At 70.9% G+C, this 15,002-nt stretch carries 17 protein-coding genes; 10 read left to right on the top strand and 7 right to left on the bottom strand.

Annotation, left to right across the window (positions count from 1 at the left end):
* The first annotated feature begins 48 nt into the window (after positions 1-48).
* From HD593_RS02285 to HD593_RS02275, 4 genes are all read left to right on the top strand, one after another.
* Positions 49-786 (top strand): hypothetical protein, encoded by a 738-nt coding sequence (locus tag HD593_RS02285; protein ID WP_185100474.1) that lies wholly within the window; start codon positions 49-51, stop codon positions 784-786.
* 145 nt (positions 787-931) lie between these two features.
* Positions 932-1,465, top strand: coding sequence for an AfsR/SARP family transcriptional regulator (locus HD593_RS02280; protein ID WP_185100473.1), 534 nt, complete (start codon positions 932-934; stop codon positions 1,463-1,465).
* Between the two features lie 16 nt (positions 1,466-1,481).
* Entirely contained in the window at positions 1,482-1,607 is a 126-nt protein-coding gene (locus HD593_RS63200; RefSeq protein WP_281402442.1) for a hypothetical protein, read from the top strand.
* Positions 1,608-2,076: 469 nt separating this feature from the next.
* Entirely contained in the window at positions 2,077-2,979 is a 903-nt protein-coding gene (locus HD593_RS02275) for a fatty acid desaturase family protein (RefSeq protein WP_246546172.1), read from the top strand.
* Between the two features lie 17 nt (positions 2,980-2,996).
* Here HD593_RS02275 and HD593_RS02270 read toward each other — a convergent pair whose 3' ends face one another.
* A complete protein-coding gene (locus HD593_RS02270) occupies positions 2,997-3,218 on the bottom strand; it encodes a hypothetical protein (protein ID WP_185100471.1) in 222 nt (73 codons plus the stop codon).
* An 82-nt stretch (positions 3,219-3,300) separates the two neighbouring features.
* Between HD593_RS02270 and HD593_RS02265 the strand changes: the two genes are divergently transcribed.
* From HD593_RS02265 to HD593_RS02250, 4 genes are all read left to right on the top strand, one after another.
* A complete protein-coding gene (locus tag HD593_RS02265) occupies positions 3,301-4,431 on the top strand; it encodes a sensor histidine kinase (protein ID WP_246546169.1) in 1,131 nt (376 codons plus the stop codon).
* A complete protein-coding gene (locus HD593_RS02260; RefSeq protein ID WP_185100469.1) occupies positions 4,428-5,096 on the top strand; it encodes a response regulator in 669 nt (222 codons plus the stop codon). The genes HD593_RS02265 and HD593_RS02260 overlap by 4 nt, the downstream gene beginning before the upstream one ends.
* Positions 5,097-5,193: 97 nt before the next feature.
* On the top strand, positions 5,194-6,444 hold the full coding sequence (locus HD593_RS02255) for a cytochrome ubiquinol oxidase subunit I (protein ID WP_185100468.1): 1,251 nt from the start codon (positions 5,194-5,196) through the stop codon (positions 6,442-6,444).
* A 12-nt stretch (positions 6,445-6,456) separates the two neighbouring features.
* Complete coding sequence (locus tag HD593_RS02250; RefSeq protein WP_185100467.1) at positions 6,457-7,197, top strand: cytochrome d ubiquinol oxidase subunit II; 741 nt, start codon at positions 6,457-6,459, stop codon at positions 7,195-7,197.
* 26 nt (positions 7,198-7,223) lie between these two features.
* Here HD593_RS02250 and HD593_RS02245 read toward each other — a convergent pair whose 3' ends face one another.
* Positions 7,224-8,978: a bifunctional metallophosphatase/5'-nucleotidase gene (locus HD593_RS02245; RefSeq protein ID WP_185100466.1), complete on the bottom strand. Its 1,755-nt coding sequence runs from the start codon at positions 8,976-8,978 to the stop codon at positions 7,224-7,226.
* 61 nt (positions 8,979-9,039) lie between these two features.
* Complete coding sequence (locus HD593_RS02240) at positions 9,040-9,765, bottom strand: SDR family NAD(P)-dependent oxidoreductase (RefSeq protein WP_185100465.1); 726 nt, start codon at positions 9,763-9,765, stop codon at positions 9,040-9,042.
* A gap of 65 nt (positions 9,766-9,830) precedes the next feature.
* Here HD593_RS02240 and HD593_RS02235 point away from each other — a divergent pair, with 65 nt between their 5' ends.
* Complete coding sequence (locus tag HD593_RS02235) at positions 9,831-10,439, top strand: TetR/AcrR family transcriptional regulator (RefSeq protein ID WP_185100464.1); 609 nt, start codon at positions 9,831-9,833, stop codon at positions 10,437-10,439.
* Here the strand turns inward: HD593_RS02235 and HD593_RS02230 are convergent.
* Positions 10,426-12,087, bottom strand: coding sequence for an alpha-amylase family protein (locus HD593_RS02230; RefSeq protein ID WP_185100463.1), 1,662 nt, complete (start codon positions 12,085-12,087; stop codon positions 10,426-10,428). The genes HD593_RS02235 and HD593_RS02230 overlap by 14 nt on opposite strands.
* A gap of 104 nt (positions 12,088-12,191) precedes the next feature.
* Here HD593_RS02230 and HD593_RS02225 point away from each other — a divergent pair, with 104 nt between their 5' ends.
* Positions 12,192-12,602 (top strand): PPOX class F420-dependent oxidoreductase, encoded by a 411-nt coding sequence (locus HD593_RS02225; RefSeq protein ID WP_185100462.1) that lies wholly within the window; start codon positions 12,192-12,194, stop codon positions 12,600-12,602.
* Here HD593_RS02225 and HD593_RS02220 read toward each other — a convergent pair.
* The 3 genes from HD593_RS02220 to HD593_RS02210 all read right to left on the bottom strand — a co-directional run bounded on the left by HD593_RS02220 (position 12,599) and on the right by HD593_RS02210 (position 14,957).
* On the bottom strand, positions 12,599-13,780 hold the full coding sequence (locus HD593_RS02220) for a PucR-like N-terminal domain-containing protein (RefSeq protein ID WP_221524577.1): 1,182 nt from the start codon (positions 13,778-13,780) through the stop codon (positions 12,599-12,601). The two genes, HD593_RS02225 and HD593_RS02220, sit on opposite strands and share 4 nt — an antisense overlap.
* 64 nt (positions 13,781-13,844) lie before the next feature.
* A complete protein-coding gene (locus HD593_RS02215; protein WP_185100461.1) occupies positions 13,845-14,045 on the bottom strand; it encodes an EF-hand domain-containing protein in 201 nt (66 codons plus the stop codon).
* A 33-nt stretch (positions 14,046-14,078) separates the two neighbouring features.
* Positions 14,079-14,957 carry a LysR family transcriptional regulator gene (locus HD593_RS02210; protein ID WP_185100460.1) on the bottom strand — a complete coding sequence of 293 codons (879 nt, stop codon included), beginning with the start codon at positions 14,955-14,957 and terminating at the stop codon, positions 14,079-14,081.
* Positions 14,958-15,002 lie beyond the last annotated feature (45 nt).

The following is a 15,002-nucleotide window of genomic DNA, read 5'->3' as shown; positions in this document are numbered from 1 at the left end:
AGGGCACGGGTGGTTGCGCTCAGCGACGAGTACGAACACTGTGGAGGCATGCCAGGCGTCGACACGCTGGACGGCCTGCTCCAGGCCGTCGCCGAATTCCGTACGGACGACTACGAGCTCCCGGTCGAGAAGACCGCGCTCGACCGGGCCAGGCGCTCGCTGGAGGACACTGGGCTGCTGCTGCTCGGCGAGGTGCACGGGGTCAGGGAGAACCCGCTGATCGTCCTCGGCCTCATGCGGGCGCTCGGTCTGACCCATCTCGCCCTGGAATGGCCGGAGAACCTGAAGCCGCAGCTCGACGTGTACCTGGCCGACGGCACCGGGCTCGACCATCCGCTGTGGTGGCTCGGCGACGGGCGCGTGACGGCGGGGCACTTCGCCGTGCTCAAGGCCATCCCCGGGCTGGTGGTCACGCTGTTCGACGGGGGGATGTTCACCGGCGACTGGTCGCAGCGCGACGCGCTGATGGCCGAGCGGGTGCTGACCGCGCACCTGGAGCCCGCGCTGGTCGTGGCCGGGAACGCCCACACGCTCACCTCGCCGACCGAGCTGGGCCTGCCGATGGGGGCCTGCCTGGCCAGCGCGCGGCCGGCGCTGGAGAGCGTGAGCATCCAGTACGGCAGCGGCAGCTACTACAACATCGAGCCGCGGCAGAGCAGGGGGTACGCGGCGGTGGCCGGGCTGTACGCGGCCGACGAGGAGCTGTTCGTCGGGCTGCCGGAGTTCGGCGAGGCCACGGTGCCACACCTGCCGGTCGAGCTGCTACGGGACCGCCTCGGCCTCTGACCACCACCTGCCGGTCGAGCTGCTGCGGGATCGGCTCCGGCACTGAGCACCACCTGCCGGTCGAGCTGCTGCGGGACTGCCTCGGCCTCTGAGCACCGGTGCGGCGGGGCGTACTGTTGAGGCGGCGCGCGGTCGTGGAGGGTGGATGCGGGTCGGGATTCTGGGGCCGCTGCGGGTGGCGGGGAGCGAGCTCGGCGGCGCTCGGGTGCGCGCGCTGCTGGTGCGGCTGGCGCTCGACCCCGGGCGGGTGGTGACCGCCGGCCGCCTGATCGACGACCTGTGGCCTGACGAGCCGCCCGCGCATCCGGCGGCGGCGCTGCAGTCGCTCGTGTCCAGGGCGCGCAGGCAGGCGCCGGGGCTGATCGCCTCGCATCCCGCCGGTTACCTGCTCGACGTGCCGCCCGGCGAGGTGGACGCGCAGGCGCTCGAGCGGCTGGTGCGCGAGGGCGACGTACGGGCGGCGCTGGCGTTGTGGCGCGGGCCCGCGCTGGCGGACGCGGCCGGGCTGCCGTTCGCGGCGGGCCCCGCGGCGCGGCTCGAAGAGCTGCGGCTCACGGCGCTGGCCACCCGCCTCGCGGCGGACCTCGACGAGACCCCGGCCGGCCAGTCTCGGGCCCGCCGGCCTTCTGCCCGCGGCCGAGCTGCTGGGGGCCGCGCGGGCGCTGCGCGGGATCGGTGAGTCCGCCGACCCCCACGTGAACGCCCTGATGGCCAGGTGCGTGCGGGCCCTGGGGGCCGAGGTCTGCCAGGCGGCGCTGGCCCACGGCGCGGCCATCCCCGACCCGGAGAAGTACGCGCTGGAGCGGCTCCTGCCTGCTTGACGATCAGGGCCGCAGCCGGGGATTCGTCCCGGTCGAGCACGGCCACCGGCTCGCCGTCCTTGTGGGGCGACGGCCTCGGGTAGAGTGACGAAGGCGTACCGGGCGATCGTGTGATACCACTCCCGCTCGCCGACGACACGCCCTTCAGGCCGATCCTGATCACATCACCATCGAGGCGGTAGGCGCCCGATTCCTCCCCGCCGTGCAGGCGCTCGACGCCCCAGGTCGCGGACGCGGCCTCGCGGATCGCGGAGGTAAGGGCCGTGTTGACGTAGATCACATGCCAGGCCATACGCTTCCGGTTTGACGGCGGATGCGCGATGGTTAGGGCAACTTGCACCGTGAGGTAAGGAGAGCAGTGGCCAGTCCTGGCACCATCGACACTCGAGGCAGTGACTTCGCCCGACTAGCCCATCGCATCGCGGACGCCGGTCTCCTCGACCGGCGTCCCGTTTATTACGCCCTCCGGATGAGTATCGCGGCCGTCGTGTACGCCGGCGGCTGGGCCCTGTTCTTCTGGGTAGGCGACTCCTGGTTGCAACTTCTCGTCGCGGCGGCGCTGGCTGTGATCTTCGCCCAGTTCGGCTTCCTCGCCCACGACCTCGGGCACCGGCAGGTCTTCAGGACCCGGCGGCCGAGCGACGTCGCGGGCCTGATCCTCGGCAACTTCGCCATCGGGCTCGGCTGGGGCTGGTGGACGACCAAGCACAACAAGCACCACGCCAACCCGAACCACGAGGACCACGACCCCGACGTCTCACCGGCCGTGATCGTCTGGTCCGAGGACCAGGCCGCCCGGAGCACCGGCCTGCCCCGCTTTATCGCGAAATATCAGGCGTTCTGGTTCTTTCCGCTGCTCACCCTGGAGGCCTGGCACCTCCACATCGCCAGCTTCAAGGCGCTGTTCCAGCCCACCGCCAAGCGGCGCAGCCTGGAGCTGACGCTGCTCCTCGTCCACTTCGTGCTCTACTTCGGCGTGGTCTTCACCGTGCTGCCCTTCGGCAAGGCCCTGCTGTTCCTCGCCGTGCACCAGGGGCTGTTCGGGGTCTACCTCGGCTGTACGTTCGCCCCCAACCACAAGGGCATGCCCGTCCTCACCAAGGAGGACAAGCTGGACTTCCTCCGCAAGCAGGTCCTGACCTCCCGCAACGTCCGCGGCAACCTGTTCACCGACGTGGCGCTCGGCCAGCTCAACTACCAGATCGAGCACCACCTGTTCCCCAACATGCCGGCCCCGAACCTGCGCAAGGCCCAGCCCATCGTGGAGCGCTACTGCAGGGAGATCGGCGTCGACTACCTCCAGACCGGCCTCGTCGAGTCGTACGGGCAGGCGCTGAGACACCTGCACGAGGTCGGCGCCCCGCTTCGCTGATCTCCCCGGGGCGCCCCTCAGCGGGCGCCCTCCTCCTCCAGCCGCTGGATCAGCCGGTCGCGGCGGCGTTCGAGCTCGGCGATCAGCTCGACCTGCTCGTCCGCCTGGCTGATCATCGCCGAGACCTCGATCTGGTCGGTCGCGCCCATGTCGCGGATCTGGTCGCGCACGTCCTGGTTCTCGGCTCGCAACCGGGTCAGGTCCTCTTCGACCCGCCGGAGTTCGTCCTTTGTACTCATTCAACGGCTCTACCCAGAAGTGCCCCCGCGATCACCGGGCCCTGATAACCGGCCGCGGGCTCGGGCGTACAGAATGAAGGGCATGCGCAGGCCCTCCAGCAGCACGGTCGTGTCACTCGTGACCATCGCCGCCGTGCTGGCCGGGACGTTCCTCGCCTTCGCCAACGACGGCCCGGCGAACGTGCTGGACGTCGTGCTCCCGGTGCTCGCCTGCGGCGGGCTGCTGGCACGGGAGCGGTTCCCGGTCGCGGCGCTGATCGTCGTGACGGTCTCGGTGGCGGCGTACTACCCGTACGCGGGGCTCGACGGGCCGCTCCTCGTGACGCTGTTCGTCACCCTCTACACGGCGGCCGACCGCGGCCGTCTCACCGCGGCCATCGCCACGGGCGTGGCGGCGCTGCTGGCCATGGGGCTCGGCGAGACCGGCGGGATCAGGCACGTGGACGACAGCATGTTCATCTCGATCACCGGCTGGGTGGTCGCCTCCATCGCGTTCGGCGGGGTCACCCGCAACCGCCGCGCGTACCTGTCCGAGGCCCGCCAGCACGCGCTCGACGCCCTGCTGACCAAGGAGGAGGAGGCCAGGCGGCGGGCCAGCGAGGAGCGGCTGCGGATCGCCAGGGAGCTGCACGACGTGCTCGGGCACAACATCTCCATGATCAACGTGCAGGCGTCGGCGGCGCTGCACGGGATCAGGAAGCGGCCGGAGGAGGCCGAGACGGCGCTGCGCACGATCAAGGACACCAGCAAGGAGACGCTGCGCGAGCTGCGGACCACGCTGGGCGTGCTGCGCCAGGTGGACGAGGACGCGCCGGTCGCCCCCGCCGACAGCCTGGCGCGGGTGGACGTGCTGGTCGCGGCGTCGGGGCTGAAGGTGCGTACGGACCTGTCGGGCCCGCTCGACACCCTGCCGACCGAGGTCGACCTGGCCGCCACCCGCATCGTCAGGGAGGCGCTGACGAACGTCTCCCGCCACTCGGGCACGGAGCACGCCTCCCTCGCGATCACCAACGAGGCCGGACATGTCATCATCACCGTGGAGGACGACGGGCCCGGCGCCACGTACGACGGGGGCAGCGGCTTCGGGATCCAGGGCATGCGCGAGCGCGCGACCGCGCTCGGCGGCACCCTGGAGGCCGGCCCCCGCCCCGAGGGCGGCTTCCGCGTCACCGCCCGCCTGCCACTGACCCAGCCGACGAACGGGGCCCGATGATCCGCGTACTGCTCGCCGACGACCAGACCCTGGTACGGGCCGGGTTCCGGTCCATACTCAGCGACGAGGACGACATCGAGGTGGTGGCCGAGGCCGCCAACGGCGCGCAGGCGATCGCCGGGGCCCGCGAGCACCGCCCGGACGTGGTGCTCATGGACATCCGCATGCCCGAGCTCGACGGCCTGGAGGCCACCCGCCGCATCGCGGGCGACCCGGCGCTCGACGGCGTCAAGGTGATCATCCTGACCACGTTCGACCTCGACGACTACGTCTATGGCGCGCTCCGGGCCGGCGCGGGCGGCTTTCTGGTCAAGGACACCGAGCCGGCCGAGCTGATCCACGCTGTCAGGGTCGTGGCCAGGGGCGACGCGCTGATCGCGCCCTCGATCACGCGGCGGCTGATCGCCGAGTTCGCCGGCCGGGTCAAGCGGCCGGAGCCCGGCCCCGAGCTGAACGCCCTCACCGAGCGGGAGCGCGAGGTCATGACGCTGGTGGCCGCCGGCCTGTCCAACGACGAGATCGCGGCCCGCCTCGTGCTCAGCCCCGCCACGGCGAAGACGCACGTCAGCCGGATCATGACCAAGCTGCGCGTGCGCGACAGGGCCCAGCTCGTGGTCATCGCGTACGAGGCCGGCATGATCACGCCGGGCTGGCTTACTCCCTGAGTCGTACGCCGGCCGATCTCCTGCGCCCCGGGAGGTAAGCCGGGTGCCCGCCCCGGCATGACGCGGCGGGTGCGGCCGTAGCGGGAGGGTCTGCGGTATGGACATCGTGGACCTCGCCCGCCTGCAGTTCGCGCTCACCGCGGGCGCGCACTTCCTGTTCGTGGCGTTGACGCTCGGGCTGGCGACGCTGGTCGCCGTCGTCCAGACCCGCGCCACCCTCAGCGGCGACCCCGTGCACCTGCGGATGACGCGGTTCTGGGGCCAGCTCTACATCATCAACTACGCGATGGGCATCGTCACCGGGCTCGTGATGGAGTTCCAGCTCGGGCTGTCGTGGAGCGGGCTGACCGAGTACGCGGGCGACGTGTTCGGGTCGGCGCTGGCCATCGAGACGCTGGTGGCGTTCTTCGTCGAGTCCACGTTCCTGGGGTTGTGGATCTTCGGCTGGAACAAGCTGAACCGGTGGGCGCACCTGGCGCTGATCTGGGTGGTGACGCTGACCGCGTACGCGTCGGCGTTCTGGATCATGGTCGCCAACGGTTTCCTGCAGAACCCGGTCGGGCACGTGCTGGAGGGCGGCCGGCTGCGGCTGACGGACTTCGGGGCCATGGTGGCCAACCCGGCGGCGCAGGTGGCGTTCTGGCACGTGCTGTTCGGGGCGATGATCGTCGGCGGGTTCTTCATGGCCGGGGTGAGCGCCTACCACCTGAGCAGGCGCACCCCCGAGCAGGACCTGTTCCGCAAGTCGCTGCGGATCGGGATCGGAGTGGCGCTGCCCGCCCTGCTGCTCACGGCGACGTTCGGCGGGATCGGGTTCGAGAGCTTGCAGCCTGCGAAGGCCGCCGCGTGGGTGAACGACGCCGAGCGGCTGGCCGCCGCGCAGGCCGAGATGGTGGCCAGGTTCGGCCCCGGCGACTACCTGCCGCCCGTGGGGGCGGTGCAGGCGGGCGGCATCACGATGCTGACGCTGTTCGCGGTGATGCTGTTCGTGGCCGCGCCGAGCTTCCTGCTCATGCTCGTCCGGCCCGTGGTGCGCGGGTTCAGGGTGTGGCACTGGCTGCTGACGCTGATGATCCCGGTCCCGTTCGTCACCATGCTGGCCGGCTGGGTCTTCCGCGAGATGGGCCGCCAGCCGTGGGCCGTGTACGGGCTGCTCACGACGTCCGACGCGATGTCGCCGGTGACCGAGGGGCAGATGGTCTTCTCGCTGACCGCGTTCGTCACGGTGTTCGCGGTCCTGATCGCGGTCAACTACTGGCTGCTGGCCAGGCAGGCGCGGCGCGGGCCCGGCGCGGTGGCGCTGGGCGACCGGCCGGTCGACGCCCCCGTTCCTGCTCCTTCGTTCTAGGGGACGCTTGTCATGGAGATCTTCGTTCTGGGCTTCTTCGCGATCGGTTACCTCGTGCTGGCCGGGGCCGACATCGGGGTCGGCATGGCGCTGCCGTACCTGGGCAGGTCGGCGGGCGAGCGGCGCGAGGTGATCGCCGCGATCGCGCCGTTCTTCCTGGGCAACGAGGTGTGGCTGGTGGCGACGGGGGGCGTGCTGGCCGGGCTGTTCCCCCGGCTGGAGGGGGAGCTGCTGCACGGCAACCACACGGTGGTGGTGACGCTGCTGGTGGCCTGGGTCGTGCGGGACATGGGGCTGTGGCTGCGCGGCCGCCTGCCGGGGGCGCGCTGGCAGGCGTGCTGGGACGGCGCGATCGTGGCCGGGAGCTGGGGGCTGGCGCTGAGCTGGGGCGCGCTGCTGTCCCACGTGCTGCTCGGCATCGAGGGGCCGGTGGCGCTGCTGCCCGCGCTGGTGATCGCCGCGCTGTTCGGCACGCACGGGCTGACGTTCGCGGCGCTGCGGCTGCGCGGGACGCTGCGTGCGCGGGCCGCGGTGCTCGCGGGCGGGGCCGGGGAGGTGCGCACGTACGCGCTGACCTCGGTGGTGCTGGTGGTCGTGGGGGTGCTGGCCGGGCTCCGGCTGCCGCTGGAGCCCGGCACGTCGGGGCCGCTGCTGGTGCCGGTCGTCCTGACCCTGATCCCGTTCCTGGTGGCTGCCCAGGCGTGGGTGTGGTGGACGTTCAGGCACCGGGTGAGCGGCCCCTCCTATCTCTAGAACCCTCTAGAACCCTCTGGAACCCTCTAGAACAGGGGCGTGCCGTCCCTGGTCAGCTTCCAGTTGGCGGCGGCGAAGCCGGCCGGGTCGATGGTGCCCTGGGCGGTGGCGTACTCGATCAGCGCCTGCCGGATCTCCACCTGCGCGTTGTAGAGCACGGGGGCGGTGGTGACGTGCGGGAAGCCGCCGCCGCCCGACTGGCGGTAGTTGTTGATCGCGACCAGGAACTCCTTCCCGGCCGGGATCGGCGCGCCCTCGAAGGTGAGGTTCGTGACGCGCTCGCCGGCGGGCCTGGCCACGTCGATGTCGTAGGAGACCCCGGCAAGCTGGTCGTAGTTGTAGTCGGGGGTGTTGTTCGCGTTGGTCAGCTTGGCGACATCCACCGGGGCGCCGGGGGCGAGCTGGTTGAAGTACCTGGCGGAGTACTCCAGGTAGTCCTTGAGCTGGGCCCCGGTCAGCTTGACGGCCATCAGCGTGTTGTCGTAGACGTACAGGCCTGCCACGTCCCTGACCCGGACGTCACCGGCGGGGAAGACGGCGCTGCGGCTGAACGGCGCCGCGATCGACAACACCGGCAGCTGGTTGTCCGGCAGCGCCTGCTTGACCGTCTCGATCTGCACGTGCTGGATGTAGTCGAGGATCGGCGTGTCCCTGTAGGGCGACTCGGCCGCCGAGAGCTGCTGTGCCGACTTGGCCACGACCTTGTTCACGTAGCCGACCGTGGTGTCGTGCTGCGGCTTGAGCAGCGCCACGATCTTGGGGTCCTCGGGCAGCTGGTTCGTGTTGAGCGTGGTGGACGACTTGCCGGTGACCACCCACTTGCCGCGCTGCTTGGTGAGCTGGAAGTCCAGCCGCGACAGGCGCTGGCCCCACTTGCCCGGCTCGGTCAGCAGCACCTGCTTCCCGGTGGCCTGGTTCGTCACGAACCGCTGGGCGACCTCGTTGTGCGCGTGCCCGAACAGCACCGCGTCGATGCCCGGCACCTGCTCGGCCACCATCGCCGAGGCGTTCTCGACCGGCAGGTCTCCGCCGTAGGACGACATGCCGTTGTCGCCCGCGTGCGCGGTCACGACGACCACGTCCGCGCCGAGGCCGCGGATGACCGGCACCCACTTCTTCGCCGACTCGACCAGGTCGGTGAAGCGCAGCTTGCCCTCGACGTTGGCCTTGTCCCAGATGGCCACGCCGGGGTTGGTGAGGCCGAGCACGCCCACCTTGACCGGCTTGTCGCCCTTGACCTTCATGGTCTTGATCACGAACGGCTTGTACGCCGGCAGCCCCGACCTGTCGTGGACGGCGTTCGCGCCGAGCACGGGGGCCTTCATCTGGTCGATCCACGTGGCCAGCAGCGGCAGACCGTAGTTGAACTCGTGGTTGCCCAGCGTCACGGCGTCGTACCCGATGGCGTTCATGGCCTTGGCCATCGGGTGGGTCTCGCCGCTCTCGGTGATGGGCTCGACCTTGGCGTAGTAGTACGCCAGCGGCGTGCCCTGGATCGTGTCACCCGAGTCGAACAGCAGCGTGTGGTCCGCCCCGCGCTCGGCCCTGATCTGGTTGACCAGCGAGGACACCTTCGCCAGGCCGACGTGGTTGCCCTGGCTGTCGCTGTAGGCGGTGTCCTTGAAGTAGTCCCAGTTGAGCGCGTTGCTGTGGAGGTCGGACGTGCCCATGACGGTGACCGTGACCGTTTTCGCCGGCGCGACGGCCTGCGCGGGGAGCGTCACCAGGGCCAGCACGCTGGTGGCGGCGGCCCCGGTGAGGGCGAGCTTCATGGTCTGCATGGTGCGGAGGTTAACCAGGACAAATCACTCAACGGTTACGAACGGGTGATGAACGTCCAGCTCAGAGATTTCCGCCGCCGGTGGCGTCGATCGTGGTGCCGGTGACGAAGCCGGCCTGGGGCGACGCGGCGAAGGCGACCACGTCGGCGATCTCATCCGCGCGGCCGACCCGGTTGACCGCGTGCCTGCCCGCCGCGCGAGCCTGCGCCTCGGGGTCGCCGCGCAGCCAGCCGGCGTTGGCGTCGGTGTCGATGATGCCGGGTGCGACGTTGTTGACCGTGATGCCGCGCGGGCCCAGCTCCTTGGCCAGGGCCAGGGTGAACGTCTGCACGGCGCCCTTGCTCATCGCGTACGCGATGGCCTCGGGGAAGGCGATGCGGGTCACGCCCGAGGTGAGGTTGACGATCCTGCCGCCGTCGGGGATGAGCGGCAGGAGCTGCTGGGTGAGGAAGAACGGGCCCTCGACGTTGACCGCGAACAGGCGGGCATAGTCGGCCCGCGTCACCTCCCCGATCGGCCGGGGCAGGCCGATCCCGGCGTTGTTCACCAGCACGTCGAGCACGTCCGTCTCGGCCGCGACGCGCTGCGCGAGCGCGGTGACCTCCTCCGGCACGCCCAGGTCGGCCCGCACCGCGACCGCGTTCGCGCCGATCCGGTCCACGACCTCGCGGGCGGCCGCGCCGTCCCTGGCGTAGTTCACGATCACGCGGAACCCGTCCTTGGCCAGGCGCAGCGCGATGGCGCGGCCGATTCCCCTGCTCGCACCCGTGACGAGGGCAGTCCTCATCGATGCCACCTTTCTTTAGTGATCGATACAGAAAGATAGCATAGCGATCGCTATAGAATGGCGGCATGGCCAGGCGACGGGAGTTCGACAGGGAGGCGGCGCTGGAGGCGGCGCTGCTCGCGTTCTGGCGGCACGGCTACGAGGCCACCTCGATCGCCGAGCTGACCGCCGCGATGGGCATCAGGCCACCCAGCCTGTACGCGGCCTTCGGCGACAAGCGGCGGCTGTTCGAGGAGGCCGTACGGCGTTACCAGCAGACGTACGGAGCCTTCACCACCCGCGCGCTGGCCGAGGAGCCGACGGGGCGGGCAGCCATCGAGCGGGTGCTGCGGGAGGCGGCGGCCGAGTACGCCAGCACCGAACACCCGGGCGGCTGCCTGGTCATCACGGCCGCCGTCAACTGTGGGCCGGAGTCGGCCGAGGTCGAGGAGCTGCTGCGGCGGTTCAGGACGGAGGCCAGGGCGGCGTTCAAGGCGCGGATCGACGACGACGTGGCGGCCGGGCGGCTGCCCGCCGGGACGGACACGGCGGGGCTGGCCACGTTCTACGCCGCGACGATCCAGGGCATGTCCACGCAGTCGCGCGACGGCGCCCGCTACGAGGACCTGCTCGCCATCGCCACCCTCGCCATGTCCGCCTGGCCCGCCACCCGGGAGGCCGTCACAACGACTTGACCGAGGCGTCCTCCGGGGGGATCTCCGGGGGCGAGGCCCGCAGCCAGCGGCAGCCGTGCGGGTCCAGCGGCAGCCGGGCCACGCCCTGCTCCGACACCTTCAGCGTCCCGTCCACCAGCAGGTCCGTGAGCAGGCAGCGCTCCAGCCCGTCCAGTCGCAGCTCCACGTCCTGCGCCGTGTCGCAGAGGTTGTGCGCGACCACCACCGTGGCCCCGTCGGCGTCGCAGCGGTGCGCCAGGACCGCCGGATGGCCGGTCTCCAGCACGGTGTACGTGCCCCACGCCAGCTCGGGGCACTCCCGGTAGCGCTCGATCAGGAGCTGGAACCAGCGCAGCAGCGAGCTCGTGTCCCGCTTCTGATCGGCCACGTTCACCCGGTCGGGGGCGAAGGAGCCCGCGGGGATCTCGCGGACCGGCTCGGCCTGGCTGAAGCCGCCGTCCTCCGACCACTGCATCGGGACACGGACCGCCATGCGGCCCTCCTCCTCCAGGTTCTCCCCCATCCCGATCTCCTCGCCGTAGAAGATCACGGGGGTGCCGGGCAGCGAGAACAGCAGGCTGTAGGCCATCTTGACGCGCCGCAGGTCGCCGCCGAGCATCGTCGGCAGGCGGCGGCGCAGCCCGCGTCCGAAGATCTGCATCTCCTTGCGCGGCCCGAACGCGCGGAAGACCTCCTCCCGCTCCTCCTCCGTCAGCTTGTCGAGGGTCAGCTCGTCGTGGTTGCGCAGGAACATCGCCCACTGGCAGTCCTTGGGCGGCCTGGGGCGCTCGCGCAGGGCGTTGACCAGGGGCGTGGCGTCGCTGCGGGCCATCGACAGCCAGGCGTTCTGCATGCCGATGAAGTCGAAGCACATGGTGATCTGGTCGCCCAGCCCGTCACCGAAGTAGCCGATTAAGTCCTTGTACGGCACGTTCACCTCGCCGAGCAGGATCGACCCGCCCTTGCGCCGCGTCATGAACGCCCGCAGATCCGCCAGGAACTCGTGCGGGTTCGCCAGCCGCGGGTTGACGTTCTCGATGAGGAACGGCACCGCGTCCACCCTGAACCCCGACAGCCCGAGCTCCATCCAGAACCCGAGTATGCGCGTGATCTCGTCCCTGACCTCGGGGTTGCCCACGTTGAGGTCCGGCTGGTGCCGGTAGAAGCTGTGCAGGTAGTACTGGCCGGAGCCCTCGTCGTACTCCCAGACGCTGGTCTCCTTGTCGGGGAAGACGATCTGCTCGGGGTTGTCCGGCTCGGGCTTGTCGGACCAGACGTACCAGTCGCGGTGGGCCGAGTCCCGGCTCGACCTGGCCTCCACGAACCACGGGTGCTGGTCGGAGGTGTGGTTGACGACGAGATCGGCGATGACCCGCAGGCCGCGGTCGTGCGCGGTCCGCATGAACTCCACGAAGTCGCCCAGCGTGCCCAGCCTCGGGTCGACGCTGTAGAAGTCGGTGATGTCGTAGCCGTCGTCCTTGTTGGGGGTGGGGAAGAACGGCATGAGCCACAGGCAGGTCACGCCGAGCCCCGCGAGGTAGTCGATCTGCTGCGTCAGGCCGCGGAAGTCGCCCACGCCGTCGCCGTTGCCGTCCTTGAACGTCTCGACGTCCAGGCAGTAGACCACGGCGTTCTTCCACCAGACGTCGGAGGTGTACGTCAGTCGCATCCGTCCCCGCTACCCCCGGCGGCGGCACTCATGACAGCGTCGATCCGGGCGGTTCCCGTTCGTGTAGAGGGAAGGAACCCATCTCGGAGAAGGGAAAGAACAGCATGTCGTTCACCGACGAGGAGATCGCCTACCTGCGATCGCAGCCGCTCGCCCGCCTGGCCACGCTGTCCGGCGACGGGCAGCCGGACGTGGTGCCGGTGGCGTTCGAGTTCGACGGCGCGCACTTCTGGATCGGCGGGGTGGGCGAGCAGGTGCTGCGCACCAGGAAGTTCCGCAACATCGGCTCGGGCGGGGCCAGGGTGGCGCTGGTCGTGGACGACATGGTGTCGTTCGAGCCGTTCGTGGTGCGGGGCGTGCGCGTGTACGGCGTGGCCGAGGGGCCGGTGGAGCGGGTCGGCATGGTCGGTCCCGGCATCTACACGCGCATCACGCCGACGGTCTCGTGGAGCTGGAACCTGGCCGGCGAGCCGGTCGGCGACACCTGGTACGAATCCCGCCGCACCGAGCACTAGCGGCCGGGCATGACCGCCTGCCTGGCCCGTAACGCGATCTCCAGCTCGAACCGGATGTCGGGGTCGGCGAGCTGGTCGCCGTACAGCTCTTCGAGCTGCCGCAGCCGGTAGCGCACGGTCTGCGGGTGCACGTGCAGCTTGGCGGCCACCTCGCCGGCGCCGCGGCCGTGCCGCAGCCACGCCAGCAGGGTCTCCGCCAGCCGGTCCTGCTGGTTGGGCCGCAGGTGCGCCAGCGGCGCGAGCCGCACCTCGGCCAGCGCGCTGACCAGCTCCTCGTCCTTGAACACCACCAGCGTGGCCAGGTGGTCCTCGCAGCGCAGCAGCCCGCGGGGCAGGACGCCGCGCCGGGACAGGTCGAGCGCCTCCCCCGCCCAGCGCAGCGACGTCGCCGCCGCGGTGAGCGGCACGGCGGGCCCGATGGCCGCGCGGTGCCCGCGCAGAGCGCGCTCCAGCAGCTGCGCCTGGCCGGGGCCCGCCGGGTCGGGCACGAGCAGGCACGGCAGCGCCCGCCCAGCCCCGGTGAGCACGTCGGGCGGCAGCGGGGGCACCCGGCAGGCGCCGTGCTGGTCGTCGAGCGCCACGCAGGCGACCGTCCTGGGCAGCCGCCAGGCGGCGGCCTTGGCCAGGTCGGCGATGGCGTCCGGGCTGGCGGGCGGCACGCTGAGCAGCAGGTCGAGCAGGCGGCCGCGGCGGCGTTCCATCTCGCCGGCGGCGTGCGCCCTGGCCTCGTCGAAGCCCTCGGCGGCGGCGTCGGCGAGCTGGTCGAGGTAGACGAAGATGGCCTCGCCCAGGTCGTACAGGGATTGGGGGGACAGGCCGAGCGGGCCGGCCAGCTCGGTCAGCCGCCGCCAGCCGACCCGGGCGCCGAGCCGCATCGCGGCCTGCAGCGGCTCCAGGTTGCGGCCCTCCGCCGCCTCTCCCTTGCCGATCATGCGGAACGGCTCCGGGTCCCACGGGGCGTCCGGGCTCTCGATGCGGTCGAGAAAGCCCTCGATGGCCTGCTCGACCGCCATGCGCACGACCTTGATGTAGATCTCGTCCGATGGCCGGGCGTACTCGGGGATGCGGGCCTGGATCTCCTCGATCACCTCTTCGGAGACCGGACCGATGCCCGACCTGAGCGTTTTCACGATGTCCGCGGGTGTACGGCTTTCGCTGATGTCACTCTTGATCGCCATCGTCCCTCCTGCCGCCATTGTGACCCAGGCAACAGAAGAATGTGTAGCAAACGCTTGTTTCTTATCACTTCTGGAGGAACGCGCTGAACTCCTCGAGGTCGATCAGGCCATCGCCGTCCTTGTCCAGCTTGAGCACCCCCTCCTGGGCGGCCTCCAGCGTCACCGGCTTGCCGAGCACCTCCATCAGCCGGACGAGCTCTACCGCGGAGATGCGGCCGTCCTTGTCGGCGTCGATCAGGTCGAAGGTGGTCGCGTAGTCACTCATGGGGGGCACCTCTCTACGGGTCCGATCTCGGGTTCAGACCTTAGTGGTCGCCTGTCGCAGCGCGTCGATGAATGCGAGTACTTGTGGGCTCGTGTCCCCTTCGCGCCAGGCAATGGCCAGTTCCCCCGGAGGCAGCCCGATAACCGGCCGGTACGTCATGCCGGGCCGCTTGTAGAGCGCGGCGTTCCCCTCGGCCACCAGCACCACCCCGAGTCCGCTGGTCACGGCCTCGAACACCTCCTCCGGCGTGCTGGCCGTCACCCCGATCACCGGCTCGTCGCGGCGCGCGTCGAGGCCGAGCCAGAAGTCCCTCAGCGGCCCCGCCGCCGGCGGCAGCGCGATGAACGGCTCCCGCCGCAGCGCCTCGAACGGGATCTCCGCCAGCTCCGCCAGCGGGTGATCGGCGGGCATGGCGACGCCGCGCCGCTCGGTGGCCAGCACGTACGTCCGCAACCCCGCCGGGACGGGCAGCCAGATGAACGCCACGTCGGACGACCCGTCGGCCAGCCCGCCGCTGGGATCGTCCCAGCCCACCAGCCGCAGCGACACCTCCCACCCCGGCATCGCCGCCCGGAAGCGGCGCATCGCCTCCTGCTGCAACCCCCTGCCCACGGCCGTCTGCAGCCCGATCACCAGCGTGCCCGTGGGCGCCGCCGCCCGCGCCTGCTCCACCCCGGCGTTCCAGCGTTCGAGCAGCTCGCGGGCGACCGGCAGCAGCGCCGCCCCCTGCCGGGTGAGCACCACCCCGGCGGGCACCCGCTCGAACACCCGGAACCCGAGCAGCCGCTCCAGCACCCCGAGCTGCTTGGACAGCGCGGGCTGCGAGACGAACAGCCGCTCAGCGGCCCGCGTCACGTTCAGCTCCTCCGCCACCGCCACGAAGTACCGCAACTCCCGCAAGTGCACGTCCATAGCCACTGGTTATAGCAAAGGGTCTTGGACTCCGGGCGGAACCGC

It is taken from the genome of Nonomuraea rubra (assembly GCF_014207985.1).
Classification (GTDB): domain Bacteria; phylum Actinomycetota; class Actinomycetes; order Streptosporangiales; family Streptosporangiaceae; genus Nonomuraea; species Nonomuraea rubra.
The sequence above is the reverse complement of the archived record's forward strand: the minus strand, read 5'-3'. Positions and strand labels throughout refer to the sequence as shown.